The organism is Streptomyces sp. NPDC002698, from assembly GCF_042888945.1.
In the GTDB taxonomy this organism is placed as follows: Bacteria; Actinomycetota; Actinomycetes; order Streptomycetales; family Streptomycetaceae; genus Streptomyces.
Genome location: NZ_JBIAQM010000003.1, coordinates 282,889 through 307,310 on the forward strand (window position 1 = coordinate 282,889; position 24,422 = coordinate 307,310).

The 24,422-nt window shown below is 68.7% G+C and carries 15 protein-coding genes; 5 read left to right on the forward strand and 10 right to left on the reverse strand.

What is annotated here, in order from left to right:
- Positions 1–29: 29 nt before the first annotated feature.
- The 5 genes from gdhA to rpsL form a co-directional block, all read right to left on the reverse strand.
- Positions 30–1,385 carry an NADP-specific glutamate dehydrogenase gene (gene gdhA / locus ACFYW9_RS06055; protein WP_389145363.1) on the reverse strand — a complete coding sequence of 452 codons (1,356 nt, stop codon included), beginning with the start codon at positions 1,383–1,385 and terminating at the stop codon, positions 30–32.
- 491 nt (positions 1,386–1,876) lie between these two features.
- Positions 1,877–3,070 (reverse strand): elongation factor Tu, encoded by a 1,194-nt coding sequence (gene tuf, locus ACFYW9_RS06060; RefSeq protein ID WP_351863229.1) that lies wholly within the window; start codon positions 3,068–3,070, stop codon positions 1,877–1,879.
- Positions 3,071–3,213: 143 nt separating this feature from the next.
- A complete protein-coding gene (fusA, locus tag ACFYW9_RS06065; protein ID WP_351863228.1) occupies positions 3,214–5,343 on the reverse strand; it encodes an elongation factor G in 2,130 nt (709 codons plus the stop codon).
- Between the two features lie 39 nt (positions 5,344–5,382).
- A complete protein-coding gene (rpsG, locus tag ACFYW9_RS06070) occupies positions 5,383–5,853 on the reverse strand; it encodes a 30S ribosomal protein S7 (RefSeq protein WP_003992340.1) in 471 nt (156 codons plus the stop codon).
- Between the two features lie 2 nt (positions 5,854–5,855).
- Entirely contained in the window at positions 5,856–6,227 is a 372-nt protein-coding gene (gene rpsL / locus ACFYW9_RS06075) for a 30S ribosomal protein S12 (protein ID WP_003948652.1), read from the reverse strand.
- Positions 6,228–6,658: 431 nt separating this feature from the next.
- Between rpsL and ACFYW9_RS06080 the strand changes: the two genes are divergently transcribed.
- From ACFYW9_RS06080 to ACFYW9_RS06100, 5 genes are all read left to right on the forward strand, one after another.
- Positions 6,659–7,372 carry a Crp/Fnr family transcriptional regulator gene (locus tag ACFYW9_RS06080; RefSeq protein WP_328449271.1) on the forward strand — a complete coding sequence of 238 codons (714 nt, stop codon included), beginning with the start codon at positions 6,659–6,661 and terminating at the stop codon, positions 7,370–7,372.
- A gap of 275 nt (positions 7,373–7,647) precedes the next feature.
- Positions 7,648–8,655, forward strand: a complete 1,008-nt coding sequence (locus ACFYW9_RS06085; protein ID WP_389145368.1) for a hypothetical protein — start codon at positions 7,648–7,650, stop codon at positions 8,653–8,655.
- The gene (locus ACFYW9_RS06090) at positions 8,652–10,826 is read left to right on the forward strand and encodes a hypothetical protein (protein WP_389145371.1); all 2,175 of its coding nucleotides are present in this window, start codon (positions 8,652–8,654) and stop codon (positions 10,824–10,826) included. The genes ACFYW9_RS06085 and ACFYW9_RS06090 overlap by 4 nt, the downstream gene beginning before the upstream one ends.
- 3 nt (positions 10,827–10,829) lie before the next feature.
- Positions 10,830–12,323 carry a PE-PGRS family protein gene (locus tag ACFYW9_RS06095; RefSeq protein ID WP_389145374.1) on the forward strand — a complete coding sequence of 498 codons (1,494 nt, stop codon included), beginning with the start codon at positions 10,830–10,832 and terminating at the stop codon, positions 12,321–12,323.
- 81 nt (positions 12,324–12,404) lie between these two features.
- On the forward strand, positions 12,405–13,865 hold the full coding sequence (locus ACFYW9_RS06100; RefSeq protein ID WP_389145376.1) for a M48 family metalloprotease: 1,461 nt from the start codon (positions 12,405–12,407) through the stop codon (positions 13,863–13,865).
- Positions 13,866–14,008: 143 nt separating this feature from the next.
- On the opposite strand, the gene ACFYW9_RS06105 is transcribed toward ACFYW9_RS06100, so the two are convergent.
- From ACFYW9_RS06105 to ACFYW9_RS06125, 5 genes are all read right to left on the reverse strand, one after another.
- Positions 14,009–17,908 carry a DNA-directed RNA polymerase subunit beta' gene (locus ACFYW9_RS06105; RefSeq protein WP_351863223.1) on the reverse strand — a complete coding sequence of 1,300 codons (3,900 nt, stop codon included), beginning with the start codon at positions 17,906–17,908 and terminating at the stop codon, positions 14,009–14,011.
- Positions 17,909–18,022: 114 nt separating this feature from the next.
- Complete coding sequence (gene rpoB / locus ACFYW9_RS06110; protein ID WP_351863222.1) at positions 18,023–21,508, reverse strand: DNA-directed RNA polymerase subunit beta; 3,486 nt, start codon at positions 21,506–21,508, stop codon at positions 18,023–18,025.
- 647 nt (positions 21,509–22,155) lie between these two features.
- Entirely contained in the window at positions 22,156–22,536 is a 381-nt protein-coding gene (gene rplL, locus ACFYW9_RS06115) for a 50S ribosomal protein L7/L12 (protein WP_328449285.1), read from the reverse strand.
- A gap of 109 nt (positions 22,537–22,645) precedes the next feature.
- The gene (gene rplJ / locus ACFYW9_RS06120) at positions 22,646–23,176 is read right to left on the reverse strand and encodes a 50S ribosomal protein L10 (protein WP_326786081.1); all 531 of its coding nucleotides are present in this window, start codon (positions 23,174–23,176) and stop codon (positions 22,646–22,648) included.
- Positions 23,177–23,500: 324 nt separating this feature from the next.
- Positions 23,501–24,349: a DUF1396 domain-containing protein gene (locus ACFYW9_RS06125; RefSeq protein WP_389145780.1), complete on the reverse strand. Its 849-nt coding sequence runs from the start codon at positions 24,347–24,349 to the stop codon at positions 23,501–23,503.
- Positions 24,350–24,422 lie beyond the last annotated feature (73 nt).

Genomic DNA, 24,422 nt, shown 5'->3' on the forward strand with positions numbered 1-24,422 from the left:
GAAGCTCAGCTCAGACCGAAGCCACCCGGTCAGATCACGCCCTGCTCCAGCATCGCGCCCGCGACCCGCTCGAAGCCCGCGATGTTCGCGCCGCTGACGTAGTCGCCCGGGACGCCGTAGCGCTCGGCGGTCTCGTGGCAGATCGCGTGGATGTTGTTCATGATGGCGGTCAGCTCGTCCTCGACCCGCTCGCGCGACCACGAGGTGCGGGCGTGGTTCTGGCTCATCTCCAGCGCGCTGACCGCGACACCGCCCGCGTTGGCCGCCTTGCCGGGGCCGAAGGCGACGCCCGCCTTCTGGAAGAGGTGGACCGCCTCGGGGGTGGTGGGCATGTTGGCGCCCTCGGAGACCGCCTTGACGCCGTTGCCGATCAGGGTGGCCGCCGCGGCCGCGTCCAGCTCGTTCTGGGTGGCCGAGGGCAGCGCGACATCGCCCGGCACGTCCCAGACGCTGCCGTTCGCGACGAACCGCGCCGACGCGCCGCGCCGTTCCGCGTAGTCGGAGACCCGGCCGCGCTCGACCTCCTTGACCTGCTTGAGGAGTTCGACGTCGATGCCCTTGTCGTCGACGACGTAGCCGGTCGAGTCGGAGCAGGTCACCGCGTTGGCACCGAGGGCGGCGAGCTTCTCGATGGTGTAGGTCGCGACGTTGCCGGAACCGGAGACGACCACGGTCTGGCCCTCCAGGTCCTCGCCGCGCTCGCGCAGCATGGCGGCGGCGAACAGGACGTTGCCGTACCCGGTCGCCTCGGGCCGGATCAGCGAACCGCCCCAGTGCGCGCCCTTGCCGGTGAGGACACCCGCCTCCCAGCGGTTGGTGATGCGGCGGTACTGGCCGAACAGGTAGCCGATCTCCCGGCCGCCCACGCCGATGTCGCCCGCCGGCACGTCCGTGTGCTCACCGATGTGCCGGTACAGCTCCGTCATGAACGACTGGCAGAACCGCATGACCTCGGAGTCCGACTTCCCGCGCGGGTCGAAGTCGCTGCCGCCCTTGCCGCCGCCGATGCCGAGACCGGTCAGCGCGTTCTTGAAGATCTGCTCGAAGCCGAGGAACTTCACGATGCCCAGGTTCACCGACGGGTGGAACCGCAGACCGCCCTTGTACGGGCCGAGCGCGCTGTTGAACTCCACGCGGTAGCCCCGGTTGACGTGGACCTTGCCGTGGTCGTCCTGCCACGGGACACGGAAGATGATCTGCCGCTCGGGCTCCACCAGCCGTTCGACGAGGGCCGCGTCCGCGAACTCCGGGCGCTGCGAGAGGGCCGGAGCCAGCGTTTCGAGCACCTCGTGCGCGGCCTGGAGGAACTCGGGCTGCGCCGGATTGCGCCGCTCGATGTCGTCGAGCAAGGAGGCGATGCGGCTCTTCGTGTCAGGACGGGTCACCTGGGGTCCCTTCAGACGGGGGTTGCCGGAACGGCTGACCGGGGTCGGTTCGACCGGATCGTTTCCGGCGGCATCGGTGTAAGGGGCCCGGGCGCATCCGCGCACGGCGGACGCCTGGGACCCCGGAACTCCGGTACGACCGGGCGGGGTGCGCGCGGCGCCGTCGCCGGTGCGCAGACCAATGAAGCCTCCCATCCCGAGGGGGGAGACCATCCCTATAAGTGTTACTCCAGAATTACGACTGCGTTACGTGATTCTGCCTACACGTGCCAAGAATCGTTTCACCTGCAGGGACGACTCCCGCATCGAATCACTGTCCGAACTTCGTATACGGATTCGTCCACCTTGTGAGACGAACAGAACCCCAAGGCCCGGCGCGTCGCCGTGCCCGCGCGGCCGTTCCCGGACATGCGGAAGGGGCCCGTACGACCGAAGTCGTACGGGCCCCTTCTGGAGCTCTGGAAGGAGCTACCAGGTCATGCGATCAGCAATTACTTGGTGATCTTGGTGACCTGGCCGGCGCCCACGGTCCGGCCACCCTCACGGATGGCGAACTTCAGGCCCTCTTCCATGGCGACGGGCTGGATGAGCGAAACGGTCATCTCGGTGTTGTCGCCCGGCATGACCATCTCCGTGCCCTCGGGGAGGGTCACAACACCGGTCACGTCAGTCGTACGGAAGTAGAACTGCGGACGGTAGTTGTTGAAGAACGGCGTGTGGCGGCCACCCTCGTCCTTGGACAGGATGTAGGCCTGGGCCTCGAACTCGGTGTGCGGGGTGACCGAACCCGGCTTGATGATGACCTGGCCGCGCTCGACGTCCTCGCGCTTGATGCCACGGAGGAGCAGACCGACGTTCTCACCGGCCTGGCCCTCGTCGAGCAGCTTGCGGAACATCTCGATGCCGGTGACCGTGGTGGTGGTCTTCTCCTGCTTGATGCCGATGATGTCAACGGTCTCGTTGACCTTCAGGACACCACGCTCGATACGGCCGGTGACGACCGTACCGCGACCGGTGATCGTGAAGACGTCCTCGACGGGCATGAGGAACGGCTTCTCGGTGTCACGCGGCGGGGTCGGGATCGCCTCGTCGACGGCGGCCATGAGGTCCAGAACGGTCTGGCCCCACTCCTTGTCGCCCTCGAGCGCCTTGAGCGCCGAGACCTTGACGACCGGAAGGTCGTCGCCCGGGAACTCGTACTCGGAGAGGAGCTCACGGACCTCGAGCTCGACGAGCTCCAGGATCTCCTCGTCGTCCACCATGTCGGCCTTGTTCAGGGCGACGACGATGTACGGAACGCCGACCTGGCGGGCCAGGAGCACGTGCTCCTTGGTCTGCGGCATCGGGCCGTCGGTGGCGGCGACCACGAGGATGGCGCCGTCCATCTGCGCGGCACCCGTGATCATGTTCTTGATGTAGTCCGCGTGACCGGGGCAGTCGACGTGGGCGTAGTGACGGCCCTCGGTCTGGTACTCGACGTGCGCGATCGAGATCGTGATACCGCGCTGGCGCTCCTCAGGAGCCTTGTCGATCTGGTCGAACGCCGAAGCCTGGTTCAGGTCCGGGTACGCGTCGTGCAGCACCTTGGTAATGGCGGCCGTGAGGGTCGTCTTACCGTGGTCGATGTGACCGATGGTGCCGATGTTGACGTGCGGCTTAGTCCGCTCGAACTTTGCCTTCGCCACTGGGGTCCTCCTGCGGAGTGGTTCTGGTACGCCTTACTCATCGGCGCCAGGTGATCTTTGCTGGGATGCCGCCCGCCGGGGTTTTCCCTCCCGGGTGAGCCCCGGCGGTCGGTGTCAAGCCTAAAGCGTGTAAACGGGGTGTGTTACTCGCCCTTGGCCTTCGCGATGATCTCCTCGGCGACGTTCCGGGGAACCTCGGCGTAGGAGTCGAACTGCATCGAGTAGCTGGCGCGACCCGACGTCTTGCTGCGGAGGTCTCCGACATAGCCGAACATCTCCGAGAGGGGCACGAGGCCCTTCACGACGCGAGCGCCGCTGCGCTCCTCCATGGCCTGGATCTGGCCACGGCGGGAGTTGAGGTCGCCGATGACATCGCCCATCGACTCCTCGGGCGTGGTGACCTCGACGGCCATCATCGGCTCGAGGAGCACGGGGGAAGCCTTGCGCGCGGCTTCCTTGAACGCCTGCGAACCGGCGATCTTGAACGCGAGCTCGGAGGAGTCGACCTCGTGGTAGCCACCATCGAGAAGAATGACGCGGACGCCCGTCATCTCGTAGCCGGCCAGGATGCCGAACTGCATGGCCTCCTGCGCACCTGCGTCCACCGACGGGATGTACTCCCGCGGGATACGGCCACCGGTGACCTTGTTCACGAACTCGTACGCCGGACCATCGGTCTCGGTGATGGGCTCGATCGCGATCTGCACCTTGGCGAACTGACCGGTACCACCGGTCTGCTTCTTGTGGGTGAAGTCGTGACGCTCGACGGTCTTGCGGATCGTCTCACGGTAGGCGACCTGCGGCTTGCCGACGTTGGCCTCGACCCTGAACTCACGCTTCATACGGTCGACCAGCACCTCGAGGTGCAGCTCGCCCATACCGCCGAGGATGGTCTGGCCGGTCTCCTCGTCCGAGTGAACGTGGAAGGAGGGGTCCTCCTCCGCGAGACGCTGGATGGCGACACCCAGCTTCTCCTGGTCACCCTTGGACTTGGGCTCGATGGCGACCTGGATGACCGGCGCCGGGAAGTCCATGGACTCCAGGATCACCGGGTTCTTGTCATCGCAGAGCGTCTCACCGGTCGTGGTCTGCTTCAGACCCATCACGGCGACGATGTCGCCGGCGCCCACCGCGTCGATCTCCTCACGCTTGTTCGCGTGCATGCGGTAGATCTTGCCGATGCGCTCCTTCTTGCCCTTGACGGAGTTCAGCACCGCGGTGCCAGTCTCCAGGCGGCCCGAGTAGACCCGGACGAAGGTGAGCTTGCCCAGGTGCGGGTCGCTCATGATCTTGAACGCGAGCGCGGACAGCGGCTCGTCCTCGGACGGCTTGCGCTTGACGACCAGCTCCGCGTCCTTCACGTCGTGGCCCTCGATGGCCTCGACGTCAAGCGGAGTCGGCAGGTAGCGCACGACCGCGTCGAGCAGGGGCTGAACGCCCTTGTTCTTGAACGCGGTGCCACAGAACACCGGGGTGACCGTGACGCCGTCGGACTTGCCGGACGCGATGGTGACGCGACGGATCGCGGCGTACAGCTGCTCCTCGGTGGGCTCCTGGCCCTCCAGGAACAGCTCCATGATCTCGTCGTCGTGCTCGGCGACGGTCTCGACCAGCTTGCCGCGGTACTCCTCGGCAGCCTCGGCGTGCGTGGCCGGGATGTCGACGACGTCGTACATCTCGCCCTTGGCGGCCTCGGCGGACCACACGAGCGCCTTCATGCGGACCAGGTCCACAACGCCCTTGAAGTCCATCTCGGCACCGATCGGGAGCTGCATGATGATCGGGACGGCGCCGAGGCGGTCCTTGATCATGTCCACGCAGCGGTGGAACTCGGCGCCGGTGCGGTCCAGCTTGTTCACGAAGCAGATGCGCGGCACGCCGTAACGGTCGGCCTGACGCCACACCGTCTCGGACTGCGGCTCGACACCGGCGACACCGTCGAACACCGTGACGGCACCGTCGAGGACGCGGAGCGAACGCTCCACCTCGACCGTGAAGTCGACGTGCCCCGGGGTGTCGATGATGTTGATCGTGTAGTCGTTGTCCTCAAGCGGCCAGTGACAGGTGGTGGCAGCAGAGGTGATCGTGATGCCACGCTCCTGCTCCTGCTCCATCCAGTCCATGGTGGCGGCGCCGTCGTGGACTTCACCGATCTTGTAGCTGACGCCGGTGTAGAAGAGGATCCGCTCAGTGGTGGTCGTCTTGCCCGCGTCGATGTGAGCCATGATCCCGATGTTGCGGACCCTGGCCAGGTCAAGTGAAGTGGTAGCCATAAGGCTTCAGTCTTCTCTCGGTCTCGATGTGGGTAACGACTACCAGCGGTAGTGCGCGAAGGCCTTGTTGGACTCGGCCATCTTGTGGGTGTCCTCGCGCTTCTTCACAGCGGCACCAAGGCCGTTGGAGGCGTCGAGAAGCTCGTTGAGCAGACGCTCGGTCATGGTCTTCTCGCGACGGGCGCGGGAGTAACCGACGAGCCAGCGCAGCGCGAGCGTGTTGGCGCGACCGGGCTTGACCTCGATCGGAACCTGGTACGTCGCACCACCGACACGGCGGGACTTGACCTCGAGGGTCGGCTTGATGTTCTCCAGCGCGCGCTTCAGCGTGATGATCGGGTCGTTGCCCGTCTTCTCACGCAGACCCTCCATGGCGCCGTAGACGATGCGCTCGGCGGTGGAGCGCTTGCCGTTCAGCAGCACCTTGTTGATGAGGGAGGTCACCAGAGGGGAACCGTAGACCGGGTCGATGATGACCGGGCGCTTCGGGGCGGGGCCCTTACGAGGCATTTCTACTTCTCCTTCTTGGCGCCGTAGCGGCTGCGGGCCTGCTTGCGGTTCTTGACACCCTGGGTGTCGAGCGAACCGCGGATGATCTTGTAACGAACACCAGGCAGGTCCTTCACACGGCCGCCGCGCACGAGCACGATGGAGTGCTCCTGCAGGTTGTGTCCCTCACCCGGAATGTAAGCCGTGACCTCGATCCCGCTGGTCAGACGCACACGCGCGACCTTACGCAGGGCCGAGTTCGGCTTCTTCGGGGTGGTCGTGAACACACGCGTGCAGACGCCGCGACGCTGGGGCGAACCCTCGAGTGCGGGCGTCTTGTTCTTCTCGACCTTGTCCTGCCGGCCCTTCCGGACCAGCTGCTGGATCGTAGGCACTACTTCTCCGGTTTCTGTGTGCCGAATGGTGAAGCTAACCTGGAACGCCACCGACCCACGCGGTCGGGTGTGTCGAATACTGCAGACCCTCACCGCCAGGCGAAAAGGGCGCAGATTGCGGTGGCCGCTTACGGCTCCCCTTGCGGTCTGAAGGCACGCACGAGAGCCAGGGCACACCCCAGGCACAAGGTAAGAGCGTACCTACCTCACGGACTTCGGTCAAAACAAATGCCGTGGTGCCCGACACGCCGGACTTCTCCCGATCCATTCTCGGGGCACTTCACACTTGGCGCAGCTTGTCACCGGTTCCGCGATGAAAGTCCACGATTCGGTCCTCACCGCACACACTGGGTGAGTACGTTGACCCGTTGCCGCGCACCGGTCACTGTGCGTCGGCCACGGGGGCCGATCGGGGGACGGGGGATGGACTCATGGCGGCTGCACCCTTAGGCGCACCCTCAGGCGGGGACGAGAGCCTGGACGACCGGGTGCCTTTCCTGGCACGCCTGGAGAGCGAGGACCGCTCCGCGCTGCTGTCCCTCGGCCACGAGCTGTCCTACGCGCCCCGGACGGTGCTCCTGCACCAGAGCGAGCCCTCCTCGCACGTGCTGATCGTGACGCACGGCTGGACGAAGGTGACGGCGGCCGCCGCCAACGGCTACGAGGCGCTGCTCGCGCTGCGCGGCCCCGGCGACATCGTCGGAGAGTCCGCCGCGCTCACCGGCCGGCCGCGCTCCGCGACGGTGACGGCCCTGGAGCCGGTCCGTACGGTCGCGCTCGTACGCGAACACTTCCGGGACTTCCTCGCCCGCTCCCCCGCGGTCTCCTTCGCCCTGCTCGGCCTCACCTCGGACCGCACCCGCGCCGCCGACCGGCGCCGCCTGGAGTTCGCCTCCATGAGCGTCCGCGAGCGCTTCGCGGCGCTCCTGCTCGACCTGGCCCGCACGAACGGCCACCGCACGGAGGAGGGCATCGAGCTCTCCGTCCCGCTGAGCAAACAGGAGCTGGCGGGCTCGGTGGGGGCGTCCCGGGAGATGGTCCAGCGCCTGCTGAAGGAACTCCGGGAGCGGGAAGCGGTGCTGACGGGCCGGCGGACGATGGTGATCCTGCGCATGGACGTCCTGCGGCGGATCGCCCGGCGATGAACCGTCGGCTCCCCGCACCGGGACGCGCCGACCGCCCCGCCCGCGCGGACCGCCGCCCCGTACCGGTCCGCGGCCACCGCCCCGCCCGCGTACCGGTTCACGGCCCCGCCCGCGCCGACCGCGCCGGAGGTGACTCCGCTGACGGCCGGGACTCCCGTGACCGCGGACGACTTCTGTGCACACGGTCACACTTCGAGTGGGACATCCGCCCTCACACCCGGCCCACCGGTGACGCCACCCTGCTTGCCAGGCGAGGCCCCCACCGAAAGGCGACCATGACCGACCCCGTGAGCCGGACGATCCTTCTGCTGGACATCGAGAGGTACAGCGACCGGGACGACGTGGAGCAGGCCTACTTGCGCCGGATGCTGTACGACATCACGGACCGCGCGCTGGAGAGCGCCGGCATCGACGAACGGCTGCGCCTGCGGGCGGACCGCGGCGACTCGGTGATGGAGCTGATCGACGCCAACGCCTCGGTCACCGCGCTGCTGCGCGCCCTGCTCACCGAGGTGCCCCACCAGCTCCGCGCGGTCAACCGGATGGCGTCCAGCTCCGCCCAGATCCGGCTGCGCGGTGTCGTCGCCACCGGCTACATCGCCGTGGACGAGCACGACGGCTGGGTCGGCTCCGACCTCAACCACGCCTGCCGGCTCCTCGACGCCGGGCTGCTGCGCGCCGCCCTGCGGGAGCGGCCGGACGACTTCGCCCTGTGCGTCTCCGAGAGCGTGCACGCCGGGATCGTGCGGCACGACCACCCGGGCATCCCGGCACAGGGCTTCCACGCGGTGACGGTGGACAGCAAGAACGGACCCCTGCGGGCCTGGCTGCACGGCCCGGTTCCGCACGGGACCCATGGCCCCGGTGAAAGCGGGGGAGCCCCGGCGCCGGACTGCTCGGGGGAGAGCCCGGCGCCGGGGGCGGACACCTCCACACCCCGGACGGAGCGGACGGCGGCGACGGATCCGGCGACGACCGCCGCTTCGGACGCGACGGACGCGACGGATGCAAAGGCGGACGCGGCCGCGATCCCCGGCCCGCACGAGCCCTCCCGGACCGAACAGCCCGAACAGCCCGGGGAGCCCGGAGAGCCCGGAGAGCCCGCGCGGCCCGCGCAGCAGGCCGCCCGGCCCGCCGCGCCGCCCGCGAACGTCGTCTTCACCTTCGGCGGCGGCTCCCCCGTCTTCGGCGGAAGCCTCGTCGCGGGGGATCAGCACGGGGTGTCCGGCGGGCAGGTCACCGGGGACGTCCACCTGGGCAGGAGCGGGGGTGAGCCCGCGTGACGGCCCCCGCGCCCCCGACACCGGGCGGCCCCGACGACGCACCCCCGCCGGACGCGCCATGGCCCCCCGGGCCGTACCCGGACTCCGAGGCGGGCGGCGACGCGGGCGAGCCCGAGGAGGAGATCCAGGAGGCCAGGGCCGCACAGCGCGAACTGGTCGCGCACACCCCGGGATTCATCTTCGACGCGGCCGCGTCCTTCGGCGGCAGCCTGGTCGCCGGGGCCCAGCACGGGGTGTCGGCCGGCGGCTCGGCCCGCGATGTGTTCATGGGCGGCAAGACGGAGATCCACCACCACGGGACGGCCTCCGCGTCGCCGGCCCACGTCTCCGGCGAGATCCCCCGGCAGCGGCTCGACGCGCTCGCCTCGGTCTTCGTCGAGGGCCCCTCCTTCGCCGCCGCCCTGGCCCGGCTGCGCGACGAGCGCGTCCTGGTCCTCTCCGGCGCCCACTCCACCGGCCGCCACGCCGCGGCGCTCATGCTCCTGCACCGCCTGGGCGTGCCCGCCGTCCACGCGCTGTCCGCCGAGACCGGCCCGGCGAACCTCGGCACCCAGCTCACCGCGCCCGGCGGTCACGTCCTGCGCGATCTGCCGCTGAGCCGCAACCGCCCGCTGCGCGACACCCACCTGTACGCGGCCCGCGACCGGCTCGCGAAGACCGGCGGGTATCTGGTCGTGACCCTGGAGAACTCGCCGTTCCTGCTGGGAGTCACCCCCTCGCCCTGGGAACCCCCACAGGCGACCGCGGTACTGCGCGCCCACCTTGCCGACCTGCGGAAAGAGCCCGGAGACCTCGCCGGTCTGCTCGCTCTCGACCCCGTCCGCGACTTCCTCGCGCGCGGCGCCCACCGGCCCGCCGAGGTGGCCCGGTTCGCCGTCGAGGTCGCCCGCTACGACGGCGGCGAACAGGCGGCGGCCCGCCTCGCCGACTTCGGGCACACGGCCGTCGAGCAGCAGTGCCGGGAGTGGCTCGGCGACCCCGAGGCCACCCTGCGCGACAAGGCGTTCCTCGTCTCCCTCGCCGTCTTCGACCAGGCGCCGTACGTGCTCGCCGCGGAACTCGCCGACACGCTGTACGTGCACTTCCAGCGGCTCCAGCATCCCGAGCAGCCGCCGGAGATCCCGGTGTTCGGGCTCGCCGCCGAAACCCGGCTGGAGCGGGCGTGGGCCGAGGGCGAGGTACGGGTCGAGACCACGAGATGGGGCTCGGTGCCCCAGTTCACGGCCCGCTTCAAGAAGGAGAACACCCCCCGGGTACTGCTCGGCGAGCTCTGGACGGGCCATCCGTCGGCGCGGCCGGCGCTGGTCTCCTGGCTGAAGGAGCTGGCCCGCGACAGACGTCCGGTCGTCCGGACCCGGGCCGCCGCCGCCGCCGCGCTGCTGGCCCGCGCCGACCTGCCCTCGGCGATGGAGCTGCTGATCGACGGCTGGGCGGTGTCCAAGGCCTTCGGTCCCCGGCTCACCGCCGCGAACACGCTCACGCTCGCCCAGTTCCTCGACACGCCCGTCGTCCTGCGCCTGCTCACCCAGTGGTGCACGGACGCCCACTGGGCCCGCCGCTGGACCGCGATCCGCGCCTTCGGCCTGCTCACCCCGCTGCGCCCCGACCTCGCGGGCCCGGCGCTGAGCGCGCTCGCCGCCCGCGCCCGTACCGGGGGCGGCAGCAGGACCGAGTCGAACAACCTGGTCGACTCGACGGCCCTGCTGCTCTCGGTGGGCACACGGCGCGGCGAGATGCTCTCCGAACTGGTGCGCCTGCTCCACCACGACGCCGACTCGGTCCGCGAGCTCGCGCTGGGGGCCTTCGTGCGCGCCTGCGACAACGCCGAGGAGGGCGCGCTCGTCGAGTGGTACGCCGACACCGGCATGTACGAGACGGACTCGGCCCGTGACCTGGCCACCCTCTGGCGGACCGCGCTCGGCGACGCCCGGCAGTCCCGTGGCGCCCTGGCCGCCCTGCACACCTGGGTCGTGCTGGCCGAGAGCCGGGCGGACGTCACGCAGGCCCTGGAGCTGCTGCTGCCCGCGCTCGTCGTCACCGCGAACGACCACAGGCGCCTGAGCCACCATCTGGTCAATCTGCGCACCCCGGACGGCGGCGCGCGGCCGGCCGTGGCCGAGCGTCTGCTCCGCCTCATGACCCCCTCCACCCCAGATCCATCGAGGAGTTGAACCATGGCGGAGTTCCGCCGTCAGCCGGAGTGGCAGCAGGACGCCAACCGGCACACCACGCTCATCGACCCGGTGCTCACGGTGCGGCCCATCGCCCGCTTCGACTACACCGTCCGCCGCGCGGTCACCGCGATCGACCACGCGCTGGTCTTCGTCACCGCGAAGGGCTCGTACGACGTCTACATGCCGCCGCACCGGCCGAGCCGCCCGGACGCGGCCACCCGCCGCTACACCTCCGTCTACGAGGTGGACATGGGCAGCCATCCCGTGCAGCTCGCGCTGGAGATGCCGAGCGACGACGACGCGTTCGCCTTCGGCGCCACGGCCGATCTGACCTGGCGGGTCGCGGACCCGATCGCGTACGTGGCGAGCGGTGAGCGTGACGTGCCGACGCGGCTCACCCGTGAGCTGCACCAGCTCGCGCGGCCGGTGAGCCGCGCCTTCTCCATCGAGGACAGCCCGGCCGCCGAGCGCGCGGTCCAGCGGGCCGTGGACGAGGGCGGTTTCGCCGCGGGCATCGGACTCGCCGTGACCTGTGTCGTACGACTGCGGCTGGACGACGAGGCCATCGCGCACCGGCGGCGGCAGCGGAGCCTGCGCTACGAGTCCGACATGCTCGACCCCGAGCACGAGTTCCGGCTCCGGCTGGCCCATCAGCAGCACGAACTGGAGATGCTGCGCCAGCGGCAGGACCACCACCTGATCGCCGAGAAGATCAACTTCTACCAGTACCACCTCCAGCACGGAGGCGTGGGCGCCTGGGCCCTGCACCTGTCCCAGCACCCCGAGGACACCAAGATGGTCATCGGGTCCATCCAGAAGGACCAGCTGTCCATCATCCGCGGCCAGCTGCAGGTCCTCGCCGGGGACACCCTGGAGGACTTCCAGAAGGCGGAGTCGGCCCGCTCGACCCTGCGGGCCGTCGACGAGCTGATCCAGCAGCAGACGCCTCCGGCGCCGCGGGACGGTCAGGGGGCGCTGCCCCCCGGGGCGACGCCCGGACAGCCGCAGACGCCGACCCAGCCGCCGTACCCGGGCCGGTCTCCGTACCCGGACCCGTCGCCCCGGCCGCCGTACACGGAACCGGCCCCCTACGGCGACCGGCCTCCGTACGACGCCGGCCGGCCCCCGTACGACGGGCAGCCCCAGACCCCGTACGCGGGCGGACAGCCGCCCTACGCGGGACAGCCGTCGTACACGGGCGACACGGGCGGGCAGCCCCCGTACGCCGGGCAGCCCCCTGTCGCGGGCGATCGGCCCCCGTACTCCGGGCAGCCCCCGTACGCCGGGCAAGCCCCGTACACGGGCGGTCCGGGCGCCGGGTCCCCCGTGGTGCCGGGGCAGCCCGACAGCCCGTCGGCCCCGTACGGACCGCCCGCCACGACGCCCTACCCCACCGCGGGACCGGCTCCGGCCGTACCTCCGGTGCCCGGCCGCCCCGGCGACCCGCGAGCCGCCGTGCCGCCGGACCCCGCTCCGGAGGACGGGCCCGCCTGACCACGCCCGCCGAGGCACCGTCGGCCGCCGCCCACCGGCTGACGTCCCCGCACCGCCACCAGCCACACCGAAGGAGCCGTCATGTCCCAGCCTCCAGGCCCGGCCCACGAACCGGCATACCCGGGGACCCCGTATCCGGGACCCCCGTACCCGGGAGCCGCGACCCCGCCCCCGGAGTACCCGGTGGCCTCCGCTCCCCCGCCGCAGTACCCCGGCGGGCCGGCACCCCAGTACCCGGGTACGGGTACTGGTACGGGTACGACGACAGGGCACCCCCCTCAGTACCCGGGAGCCCCCGGCCCCGACGGACCGGGCCCGCAGTACCCGGGAACGGCGGCACCACCCCCGTACCCCGGCGGCGGAGGCCCCGCGCCCCAGTACCCCGGCAGTACCTACCCGGGAGCCCCCGGCCCCGGCGGACCGGGCCCGCAGTACCCGGGACCGCAGTACCCGGGAGCGGCGGCCGGAAGCCCGGCACCACCCCAGTACCCGGGAGCCCCGGGGGCTCCGGAGGCCGACCCGCGGTTCGCGGGGCAGCCGCCGCAGCCGGCGCCGGCGCCGTTCGTCCCGCGGCCCGCCGTCGCGCCCGACGATCTCCAGTACCGTCACCAGGGCTCGCGCGTCCATGTGGCCGGCCACCAGCGGGGCGCGGACGCCACCGCCATCGGACAGCTCGCCACGCAGATCCCGGGGGCCCTGGTGAGCCTCGCCGTGGTGTCGGCCTTCGCGCTGGGGCTGTTCGGCACCGTCGTGGGCTGGCTGGTCGTCGTGGCCTGGGTGGCGTCGGGAGCGCTCGTCTTCCACCGGCCCACCGAACTCCGCTTCGCCCGGCACGCGCTCAGGCTGCGGCCGCCGCTGGCCGAGGAACGCGCCCGGCTGGAGCCGATCTGGCGCGAGGTCACCGCCCGGGCCGGCATCGAGGCGAACACCTACGAGCTGATGGTGGAGAACAGCGACGACCTGAACGCGGTCGCCGTCGCCGGCCATGTCGTCGGCGTCACCACCTACTCCCTCAACCGGATTCCCAGCAGCAACCTCGCCGCCGTACTCGCCCATGAACTCGGCCACCACACCGGCGGTCACGCCTGGGCCGGGCTCCTCGGCTACTGGTACTCGCTGCCCGGCCGGCTCGCCTGGGCCTTCACCCGCGGGATGGCCAGGATCGCGCTCGCCGTCGCCGGGGTCTTCTCCGCGGCCGCGACGGGGCTGCTGATCCTCTTCATGGGGATGTTCGTGGTCGCCGGGTTCCTCGTCGCCTGGTACATCACCATCCCCCTCGTCGTCGCGCCCTACCTCCTCGCCTGGGCGGGCCGCCTCGGCGAACTGCGTGCCGACCAGCAGGCCGCGGCCCTCGGGTTCGCGCCCGAGATGGCCGAGGTCCTGCACCACTTCCAGGCCGAGGAGGACGCCGCGAAGGCGGCCGCCGCCGGCCAGGGCAAGAAGCTCCAGGAGCCCACCGGTCTTGCCAGGCTGCTGTCCACCCACCCCGACAACCACACCCGGCTGCGCGCCCTGGAGCCGTATCTCCAGCTCCCGCGCTAGGCCCGGGTCCCGGCACGCACCGGAAGCGGACCCCGAGGCTCGGACCCTAGGCCCGGATCCTAGGCCCGGACCGGGAACGCCGAAGGGCGGTCACCCCCACGGGGGATGACCGCCCTTCGTACTACTGCCTACTGCCTACCGGCTCACTGGTTGTACGGACCGTAGTCGTAGTCCTCCAGCGGGACGGCCTGGCCGGAGCCCGTGCCGAACGGCGAGTAGTCGATGTCGTCGTAGCCGACGGCCGAGTACATCGCGGCCTTGGCCTCCTCGGTCGGCTCGACCCGGATGTTGCGGTAGCGGGACAGACCCGTACCGGCCGGGATGAGCTTACCGATGATGACGTTCTCCTTGAGGCCGATGAGGCTGTCGGACTTGGCGTTGATCGCCGCGTCCGTCAGAACTCGGGTCGTCTCCTGGAAGGAGGCGGCCGACAGCCAGGATTCCGTCGCCAGCGAGGCCTTGGTGATACCCATCAGCTGCGGACGGCCGGAGGCCGGGTGGCCGCCTTCCTGGACCACACGACGGTTCTCGGTCTCGAACTTCGAACGCTCGACCAGCTCGCCGGGCAGCAGCTCCGCGTCGCCCGACTCGATGATCGTCACACGGCGCAGCATCTGCCGGATGATGATCTCGATGTGCTTGTCGTGGATCGACACACCCTGCGAGTTGTAGACCTTCTGGACCTCGCCGACCAGGTGGACCTGGACGGCACGCTGACCCAGGATGCGCAGCACGTCGTGCGGGTTGGTGGCACCCACGGTGAGCTTCTGGCCCACCTCGACGTGCTCGCCCTCGGACACCAGGAGACGGGCGCGCTTCGAGATCGGGAACGCCGTCTCGTCGCTGCCGTCGTCCGGGGTGACGACGAGCTTCTTGGTCTTCTCGGTCTCCTCGATCCGCACGCGGCCGGAGGCCTCGGAGATCGGGGCGACACCCTTCGGCGTACGGGCCTCGAAGAGCTCGACGACACGGGGCAGACCCTGGGTGATGTCGTCACCGGCCACACCACCGGTGTGGAAGGTACGCATCGTCAGCTGGGTACCGGGCTCACCGATGGACTGGGCGGCGATGATGCCGACCGCCTCACCGATGTCGACCAGCTTGCCGGTGGCCAGCGAGCGGCCGTAGCACATGGCGCAGGTGCCGACGGCGGACTCACAGGTCAGGACCGAACGGGTCTTGACCTCCTCGATGCCGTGCTTGACCAGTTCGTCGATGAGGACGTCGCCGAGGTCGGTGTTGGCCGGGGCCAGCACCTTGCCGTCGACGGTGATGTCCTCGGCCAGCGCACGTGCGTACACGCTGGTCTCGACGTTCTCCGTCTTGCGCAGCACGCCGTCCTCGCCGCGCTCGGCGATGGCCAGACGCAGACCACGGTCGGTGCCGCAGTCCTCCTCGCGGATGATGACGTCCTGGGAGACGTCGACCAGACGACGGGTGAGGTAACCCGAGTCGGCGGTACGCAGAGCGGTGTCGGCCAGACCCTTACGGGCACCGTGGGTGGAGATGAAGTACTCCAGCACGGACAGACCTTCACGGAAGGACGCCTTGATGGGACGCGGGATCGTCTCGTTCTTGGCGTTCGACACCAGACCACGCATACCGGCGATCTGACGCATCTGCATCATGTTGCCTCGGGCGCCCGAGTTCACCATCATCGAGACCGGGTTGGTCTTCGGGAAGTTCGCGTTCATCGCCTCGGCGACCTCGTTGGTCGCCTTGGTCCAGATCGCGATGAGCTCCTGCGTGCGCTCTTCCTTGGTGATCAGACCACGCTCGTACTGCTTCTGGACCTTCTCGTCCAGGTCCTCGTAGCCCTTGACGATCGCGCGCTTCGCATCCGGAACGACGATGTCGGAGATGGCCACGGTGACGCCGGAACGGGTCGCCCAGAAGAAGCCCGACGCCTTCAGGTTGTCGAGCGTCGCCGCCACGATGACCTTGGGGTAGCGCTCGGCGAGGTCGTTGACGATCTCGGAGAGCTGCTTCTTGCCGACCTCGTAGTCGACGAACGGGTAGTCCTCGGGCAGCAGCTCGTTGAAGAGCGCGCGGCCCAGGGTCGTCCGCAGGCGGAAGGTGTCACCCTGCTGCCACTCCGGCTCGCCCTCCTCCTGCGCCGGCGGGGTCCAGCCGCGCGGCGGGATGGTGCCCACCGGGAAGCGGATGTCCACCTGCGACTGGAGCGAGAGCTCGCCGGCGTCGAACGCCATGATCGCCTCGGCCACGGACGCGAAGGAGCGGTCCTCGCCCTTCACGTTCCGCAGGTCGCCGTCGGTGGTCAGGAAGAACAGACCGAGGACCATGTCCTGGGTCGGCATCGTGACCGGGCGGCCGTCGGCCGGCTTGAGGATGTTGTTCGAGGACAGCATCAGGATGCGGGCCTCGGCCTGCGCCTCCGCGGAGAGCGGCAGGTGCACGGCCATCTGGTCACCGTCGAAGTCCGCGTTGAACGCGGTGCAGACGAGCGGGTGGATCTGGATGGCCTTGCCCTCGACCAGCTGCGGCTCGAAGGCCTGGATGCCGAGGCGGTGCAGCGTGGGCGCACGGTTCAGCAGAACCGGGTGCTCGGCGATGACCTCTTCGAGGACGTCGTACACGACCGTGCGGCCGCGCTCGACCATCCGCTTGGCGCTCTTGATGTTCTGCGCGTGGTTCAGGTCGACCAGGCGCTTCATCACGAACGGCTTGAAGAGCTCCAGCGCCATGGCCTTGGGCAGACCGCACTGGTGCAGCTTCAGCTGCGGACCGACGACGATCACGGAACGCGCGGAGTAGTCCACACGCTTGCCGAGCAGGTTCTGACGGAAGCGGCCCTGCTTGCCCTTGAGCATGTCGGACAGCGACTTCAGCGGACGGTTGCCGGGGCCCGTGACCGGGCGACCACGACGGCCGTTGTCGAAGAGCGCGTCGACGGCCTCCTGGAGCATGCGCTTCTCGTTGTTCACGATGATCTCGGGGGCACCGAGGTCGAGAAGGCGCTTCAGGCGGTTGTTGCGGTTGATCACACGGCGGTACAGGTCGTTCAGGTCGGAGGTCGCGAAGCGGCCACCGTCCAGCTGCACCATCGGGCGAAGGTCCGGCGGGATGACCGGCACGCAGTCGAGCACCATGCCCTTGGGGCTGTTGCTGGTCTGCAGGAACGCGGAGACGACCTTGAGGCGCTTGAGCGCGCGGGTCTTCTTCTGGCCCTTGCCGGTGCGGATGATCTCGCGGAGGCGCTCGGCCTCCTCGTCGAGGTCGAAGGACTCCAGGCGCTTCTGCAGCGCCGCGGCACCCATCGAACCGTCGAAGTACGTGCCGAAGCGGTCACGCAGCTCGCGGTAGAGGAGCTCGTCGCCCTCCAGGTCCTGGACCTTGAGGTTCTTGAAGCGGGTCCACACCTCGTCGAGACGGTCGATCTCGCGCTGCGCACGGTCGCGCAGCTGCTTCATCTCACGCTCGGCACCCTCGCGCACCTTGCGGCGCACGTCGGCCTTGGCGCCCTCGGCCTCGAGCTCGGCCAGGTCGGTCTCGAGCTTCTTGGCGCGGGCTTCGAGGTCGGCGTCGCGGCGGTTCTCGACCTGCTGGCGCTCGACGGAGACGTGGGCCTCCAGCGAGGGCAGGTCGCGGGTGCGGCGCTCCTCGTCGACGTACGTGATCATGTACGCGGCGAAGTAGATGACCTTCTCGAGGTCCTTCGGGGCGAGGTCGAGCAGGTAGCCCAGCCGCGACGGAACGCCCTTGAAGTACCAGATGTGGGTGACGGGAGCGGCCAGCTCGATGTGGCCCATCCGCTCACGGCGCACCTTGGCGCGAGTGACCTCGACGCCACAGCGCTCACAGATGATGCCCTTGAAGCGGACGCGCTTGTACTTGCCGCAGTAGCACTCCCAGTCCCGGGTCGGACCGAAGATCTTCTCGCAGAAGAGTCCGTCCTTCTCGGGCTTGAGGGTGCGGTAGTTGATGGTCTCGGGCTTCTTGACCTCGCCGTGGCTCCACTGACGGATGTCGTCAGCGGTGGCCAGACCGATCCGGAGCTCATCGAAGAAGTTGACGTCGAGCACTATGCGTCAATCCCTCTCAGGGTTGTAAGTCTTAGGGGTCTGATACGGGGGTCCTGGGGCCGGCGGGCCTTGATCACCTTTTCCACAGGTGGCCAAGGCCCGGCCGGACTCCCGTCAGACCTCTTCGACGCTGCTCGGCTCGCGCCGGGACAGGTCGATGCCGAGCTCCTCCGCCGCGCGGAAGACGTCCTCGTCGGTGTCACGCATTTCGATGGACATACCGTCGCTGGACAGCACCTCCACGTTGAGGCAGAGAGACTGCATCTCCTTGATGAGCACCTTGAAGGACTCGGGGATGCCGGGCTCGGGGATGTTCTCGCCCTTGACGATGGCCTCGTAGACCTTCACGCGGCCGGTCACGTCGTCGGACTTGATCGTCAGCAGCTCCTGGAGGGCGTAAGCGGCGCCGTACGCCTCCAGCGCCCACACCTCCATCTCGCCGAAGCGCTGGCCACCGAACTGAGCCTTACCACCCAGCGGCTGCTGGGTGATCATCGAGTACGGGCCGGTCGAGCGGGCGTGCAGCTTGTCGTCGACCAGGTGGTGCAGCTTGAGGATGTACATGTACCCGATCGAGATCGGGTCCGGGAACGGCTCGCCGGAGCGGCCGTCGAACAGCCTCGCCTTGCCGGACGGGAGGACCAGACGGTCACCGTCGCGGTTGGGCAGGGTGTGCTCGAACAGACCCGCGAGCTCGTCCTCACGCGCACCGTCGAACACCGGGGTGGCGACGTTCGTACGCGGCGCGACCTTGTCGGCGCCGATGGCCTGCAGGCGCTGCGCCCAGTCGTCGGCGAGACCGGAGACGTCCCAGCCGCGGCTGGCGAGCCAGCCGAGGTGGATCTCCAGCACCTGTCCCGGGTTCATTCGGGACGGCACACCGAGCGGGTTGAGGATGATGTCGACCGGGGTGCCGTCCTCCAGGAACGGCATGTCCTCGATCGGCAGGATCTTCGAGATGACACCCTTGTTGCCGTGGCGGCCGGCGAGCTTGTCACCGTCCGTGATCTTGCGCTTCTGCGCCACGTAGACACGAACCAGCTGGTTCACGCCCGGCGGCAGCTCGTCGCCCTCTTCACGGTCGAAGACGCGGACGCCGATGACCTTGCCGATCTCGCCGTGCGGGACCTTCAGCGAGGTGTCACGGACCTCACGGGCCTTCTCACCGAAGATCGCGCGCAGCAGGCGCTCCTCCGGCGTCAGCTCGGTCTCACCCTTGGGCGTGACCTTGCCGACGAGGATGTCGCCGGCGACGACCTCGGCACCGATACGGATGATGCCGCGCTCGTCGAGGTCGGCGAGGACCTCCTCGGAGACGTTCGGGATGTCCCGGGTGATCTCCTCCGGGCCGAGCTTGGTGTCACGGGCGTCGACCTCGTGCTCCTCGATGTGGATCGAGGAGAGGACGTCGTCCTGCACGAGGCGCTGCGACAGGATGATCGCGTCCTCGTAGTTGTGACCCTCCCACGGCATGAACGCCACGAGCAGGTTCTTGCCGAGGGCCATCTCGCCGTCCTCGGTCGCGGGACCGTCGGCCAGGACCTGGCCCTCGATCACGCGGGCGCCCTCGTCCACGACAACCTTCTGGTTGACGGAGGTGCCCTGGTTCGACCGGGAGAACTTGTGCAGGCGGTACGTGGTGTACGTGCCGTCGTCGTTGGCGGTGGTGATGTAGTCCGCGGAGACCTCCTGGACCACACCGTCCTTCTCCGACTTCAGGACGTCACCGGCGTCGACCGCGCAGCGGTACTCCATGCCGGTGCCGACCAGCGGCGCCTCGGACTTGATGAGCGGAACGGCCTGGCGCATCATGTTCGCGCCCATGAGGGCACGGTTGGCGTCGTCGTGCTCCAGGAACGGGATCATCGCGGTCGCGACCGACACCATCTGGCGCGGGGAGACGTCCATGTAGTCGACGTCGTCACCGGGGACGTAGTCGACCTCTCCGCCACGACGGCGGACCAGGACGCGGGTCTCCTCGAACCGGAAGTCGTCGCCGAGCGGCGCGTTGGCCTGGGCGATGACGAACCGGTCCTCCTCGTCGGCCGTGAGGTAGTCGACCTCGTCGGTGACGACACCGCCGGTGACCCGGCGGTACGGCGTCTCGACGAAACCGAACGCGTTCACGCGGCCGTAGGAGGCGAGCGAGCCGATCAGACCGATGTTCGGGCCTTCAGGGGTCTCGATCGGGCACATGCGGCCGTAGTGCGACGGGTGCACGTCACGGACCTCGAAGCCGGCCCGCTCACGGGAGAGACCACCCGGGCCAAGAGCCGACAGACGGCGCTTGTGGGTGAGACCCGACAGCGGGTTGTTCTGGTCCATGAACTGCGACAGCTGGCTGGTGCCGAAGAACTCCTTGATGGAGGCGACGACCGGCCGGATGTTGATCAGGGTCTGCGGCGTGATCGCCTCGACGTCCTGGGTCGTCATGCGCTCGCGGACGACGCGCTCCATACGAGCCAGACCCGTGCGGACCTGGTTCTGGATGAGCTCGCCGACGTTGCGCAGACGACGGTTGCCGAAGTGGTCGATGTCGTCGGTCTCGACGACGATCGAGGTGCCGTTGTCACCAACGGTCTCGGTCTCACCGGCGTGCAGCTTCACCAGGTACTTGATCGACGAGATGATGTCCTCGACGGTCAGGATCCCGGCGTCGAGCGGGGCCTCGCCGCCCAGCTTCTTGTTGACCTTGTACCGGCCGACCTTGGCGAGGTCGTAGCGCTTCGGGTTGAAGTAGAGGTTCTCCAGAAGCGTCTGCGCGGCCTCACGGGTCGGCGGTTCGCCCGGACGCAGCTTGCGGTAGATGTCCAGCAGCGCGTCGTCCTGGCCCTGGGTGTGGTCCTTCTCCAGGGTGGCGCGCATGGACTCGTACTCGCCGAACTCCTCGAGGATCTGCTCGGTGGTCCAGCCGAGAGCCTTCAGGAGAACGGTGACGGACTGCTTGCGCTTGCGGTCGATGCGGACACCGACCATGTCGCGCTTGTCGATCTCCATCTCCAGCCAGGCACCCCGGGAGGGGATGACCTTGGCCGAGAAGATGTCCTTGTCGGACGTCTTGTCGATGGAGGAGTCGAAGTAGACACCCGGCGAGCGGACCAGCTGCGACACGACGACACGCTCGGTGCCGTTGATGACGAAGGTGCCCTTGTTGGTCATGAGCGGGAAGTCGCCCATGAAGACCGTCTGGGACTTGATCTCGCCGGTCTCGTTGTTGGTGAACTCGGCGGTGACGAAGAGCGGGGCCGCGTACGTGAAGTCGCGGTCCTTGCACTCGTCGATGGAGTTCTTCGGCGGCTCGAAACGGTGGTCGCGGAACGTCAGGGACATCGACCCGCTGAAGTCCTCGATCGGGGAGATCTCCTCGAAGATCTCCTCCAGACCGGACTTGGTGGGGACGTCCTGTCCGCTGTCCAGAGCCGCCTCGACACGAGCCTTCCACGCGTCGTTGCCGAGCAGCCAGTCGAAGCTCTCGGTTTGCAGCGCAAGAAGGTTCGGAACCTCGAGGGGCTCCTTGATCTTTGCAAAGGAGATGCGCAGCGGGGCGGTGCTGGCGCCGTTGTTCGTATTCGCGGTCGAGGCAGTGCGCGAGGCGGCCAAGAGGGGGTCCTTCCGAGGGCTCGGACTCACTACGCGCGTACCGGTCCCATGTCGGACATAGCGTCGGGCCGTTCCCGATCCGGCCGAATAAAGGCCAGGTCAGGGATGGTCCAACTGTCGATGCTCAAACACGGGTATGCCCCTGGTGACGGGCAGGAGGCAGCTAACAGGCAGCGCAAAGGGTCAGTGTAGCCACTAGGCCCACTGATGTCCAGTCCCGGTTTCTTGAGACTCTCACTGTTCTCAACACCTGCGACAAGCCACGCCCTCAATGCACATCGATACTGCCCTCTTCGTCAGCGATCCATGCCTCGGATACGGATCGTTGTGACGACGCGTCCTGAGAATTGCGCGCTGCGTGCGGTTCGTCAAGGCCCCCCATGCCCGAGCAAGTGCCGCGATCGTCACGTGCGGCCCGTCTTGCAACCCGTCCCTCTGCCTGTCACAGGGCGGCCGGAGGCACAACGAAGATCACCATACTCGTCGCGGCCCCCAGCGCAAGGCTGCCGCTTCAGGCCCCCTGGAAGGATCCCCTGAACGCCGAAGAGCGACCACCCAGTTGGGTGATCGCTCTTCGGTGCGTCAGCGTTACAGCGCTACGAGAGCGGCTGTGACAGCTTCACAGGAGTCCTCGGGGACTCGTCGAGTTACTTGACCTCGACGGAGGCGCCGGCGCCCTTGAGGGACTCGGCAGCCTTCTCGGCGGCCTCCTTGGCGACCTTCTCGAGGACGGGCTTCGGAGCGCCGTCGACGAGGTCCTTGGCCTCCTTCAGGCCCAGCGAGGTGAGCTCACGCACGACCTTGATGACCTGGATCTTCTTCTCGCCGGCACCCGTGAGGATGACGTCGAACTCGTCCTGCTCCTCGACGGCCTCGACGGCGGCGGGGCCGGCCGGACCGGCAACGGCGACCGCGGCGGCGGCGGTGACGTCGAACTTCTCCTCGAAGGCCTTCACGAACTCGGCGAGCTCGATGAGGGTGAGGTTCTCGAACTGCGCGAGCAGCTCTTCCTGGGACAGCTTCGCCATGATGGCGTCCTTCCACTAATTCGGCAGGTGCCGGATGTACTGGTGAGGCGGGCGTACGTTCGGCCCGCTACGACCGTCGCCTCAGGCGGCGGTCAATGCGCGAGCCGAATTACTCGGCACCGCCCTGCTCGGCCTGCTTGACACGAAGCGCCTCCGCGGTGCGGACGAACTTCGAGGGCAGGGCCTGGAAGAGGCGAGCAGTCTGGGTCTGCTTGCCCTTGAAGGCACCCGCCAGCTTGGCGAGCAGAACCTCGCGGGACTCGAGGTCCGCAAGCTTCTTGATCTCGTCGGCGGACAGCGCCTTGCCGTCAAGGACACCGCCCTTGATGACGAGGTTCGGGTTGTCCTTGGCGAAGTCACGAAGACCCTTCGCCGACGTCACCGGGTCACCGGTGATGAAGGCGACCGCCGTCGGACCGTTGAACAGGTCGTCGAGCGTAGAGATCCCGGCCTCGTTGGCCGCAATCTTGGTCAGCGTGTTCTTCACCACGGCGTACTGGGCGTCTTCACCGAGCGAACGGCGCAGCGTCTTGAGCTGCGCCACGGTGAGACCCCGGTACTCGGTCAGCACGGCGGCGTTCGAGCTGCGGAACTGGTCCGCGAGCTCGGCTACCGCGGCAGCCTTGTCGGGCCTTGCCATAGAGCGTCGGCCTCCTTCCGGGTGATGAGGACCGCTCAGAAGGGACTGACAAAACAAAACGCCCCGGCGCAGGCGCACGGGGCGTAGCTCGACCGGATTCCTCCACACGCTGGGCGTGCGGACTCCGGGAACACATCCACGGTCACCTACGCGGGTCGTCCGCAGTTTCAGCGGATCCTTCGGTCACCACACCCTCTTGCGAGCGCGAGGCAACGACCAGCGGTCTTTGGCTTCTCGAGGAGAGTACGTGAAGTGGACTCCGTCAAGCAAATCCGGCCGAACGGGCCCGGCTGCCGGACGCTCCGGCGCGTCCGACGGCGCGGATCAGCCCTGCTGGGCGTCCTTCATCATCTCGGCGAGGTCGACGGTGTCCTTGGCCGGCGGAGCGGTCACGGTCACGGGCTTGTTGTAGTCCAGGAAGGTGATGGTCATGTCGAGCGGACCCTTGTCGGCGGTCCCGCGCATACGGAACTGCTTGGTGTGGTCGTCGCCGTCGATCCACATGTCCATCGTGATCGCGTCGACGCCCATCTTCGTGTACTGGTCGAGGGCCTTCTCCCGCTTCTCGCGCGTGGCCTTGTCCTCGCCCTTGAGCGACTTGCGGTACTCGTCGAGGGTGATCGACCCCTTGTAGTGCGTGGTCTTCACGCCGTCGACGGTCTCGGTCCCGACCTTCTTCACGTCCTTGGAACCGGTGAGGAAGGTGGATTCGGTGGCCGGGTTCTTGTCGGCCTGTCCGCCTCCCAGCTGGTTCGCGTTCAGCTCCTTGTCCGCGCCCAGGGCGGACATGTCGAACTTGATCCAGCTCTTGCCGTCCATCTCCTTGGCGGCCTTGGCGCCCCCGCCTATGTACATCGCCTTGTCCACGAGACGGATCTCGACCGGGCCGTCGGCGGCCTGGTCCTCGGCGGTCATCTTCATGCTCATGGCCAGCGGCTTCATGCTCATCGCCGCCTCGCCGCTGACGCGCCCCTCCTCCGGGACCTTGCCGGTCATCCGGTAGCGGAGCGAGGTGATGTCGTCGGTCTTCTTCGCCGCCTTCGCCACGGCCGCGGCGGGCGTGAGGGCGGGCGACTCCTCCGCCCCGCCCTTCGAACAGCCCACGGCGCCCCCGCCGAGGACCAGCGCCGCGAGTGCCGCTCCGGTCGCCCGGCGCCGTACCGAGTCGTTCACAGAAAGCTTCAAGGTTCCCCCCAGGGAATAGTTGAGCGATGCACAGATTCTGCGCGAGCGTAGCCCAGGAGGC

Excerpts from the sequence above, each read along its gene's own strand:
- fusA (WP_351863228.1), bottom strand. The coding sequence starts at position 5,343 with ATGGCTACCACTTCACTTGACCTGGCCAGGGTCCGCAACATCGGGATC.
- rpsG (WP_003992340.1), bottom strand. The coding sequence starts at position 5,853 with ATGCCTCGTAAGGGCCCCGCCCCGAAGCGCCCGGTCATCATCGACCCG.
- ACFYW9_RS06080 (WP_328449271.1), top strand. The coding sequence starts at position 6,659 with ATGGCGGCTGCACCCTTAGGCGCACCCTCAGGCGGGGACGAGAGCCTG.
- ACFYW9_RS06085 (WP_389145368.1), top strand. The coding sequence starts at position 7,648 with ATGACCGACCCCGTGAGCCGGACGATCCTTCTGCTGGACATCGAGAGG.
- ACFYW9_RS06095 (WP_389145374.1), top strand. The coding sequence starts at position 10,830 with ATGGCGGAGTTCCGCCGTCAGCCGGAGTGGCAGCAGGACGCCAACCGG.
- ACFYW9_RS06100 (WP_389145376.1), top strand. The coding sequence starts at position 12,405 with ATGTCCCAGCCTCCAGGCCCGGCCCACGAACCGGCATACCCGGGGACC.
- rplL (WP_328449285.1), bottom strand. The coding sequence starts at position 22,536 with ATGGCGAAGCTGTCCCAGGAAGAGCTGCTCGCGCAGTTCGAGAACCTC.
- rplJ (WP_326786081.1), bottom strand. The coding sequence starts at position 23,176 with ATGGCAAGGCCCGACAAGGCTGCCGCGGTAGCCGAGCTCGCGGACCAG.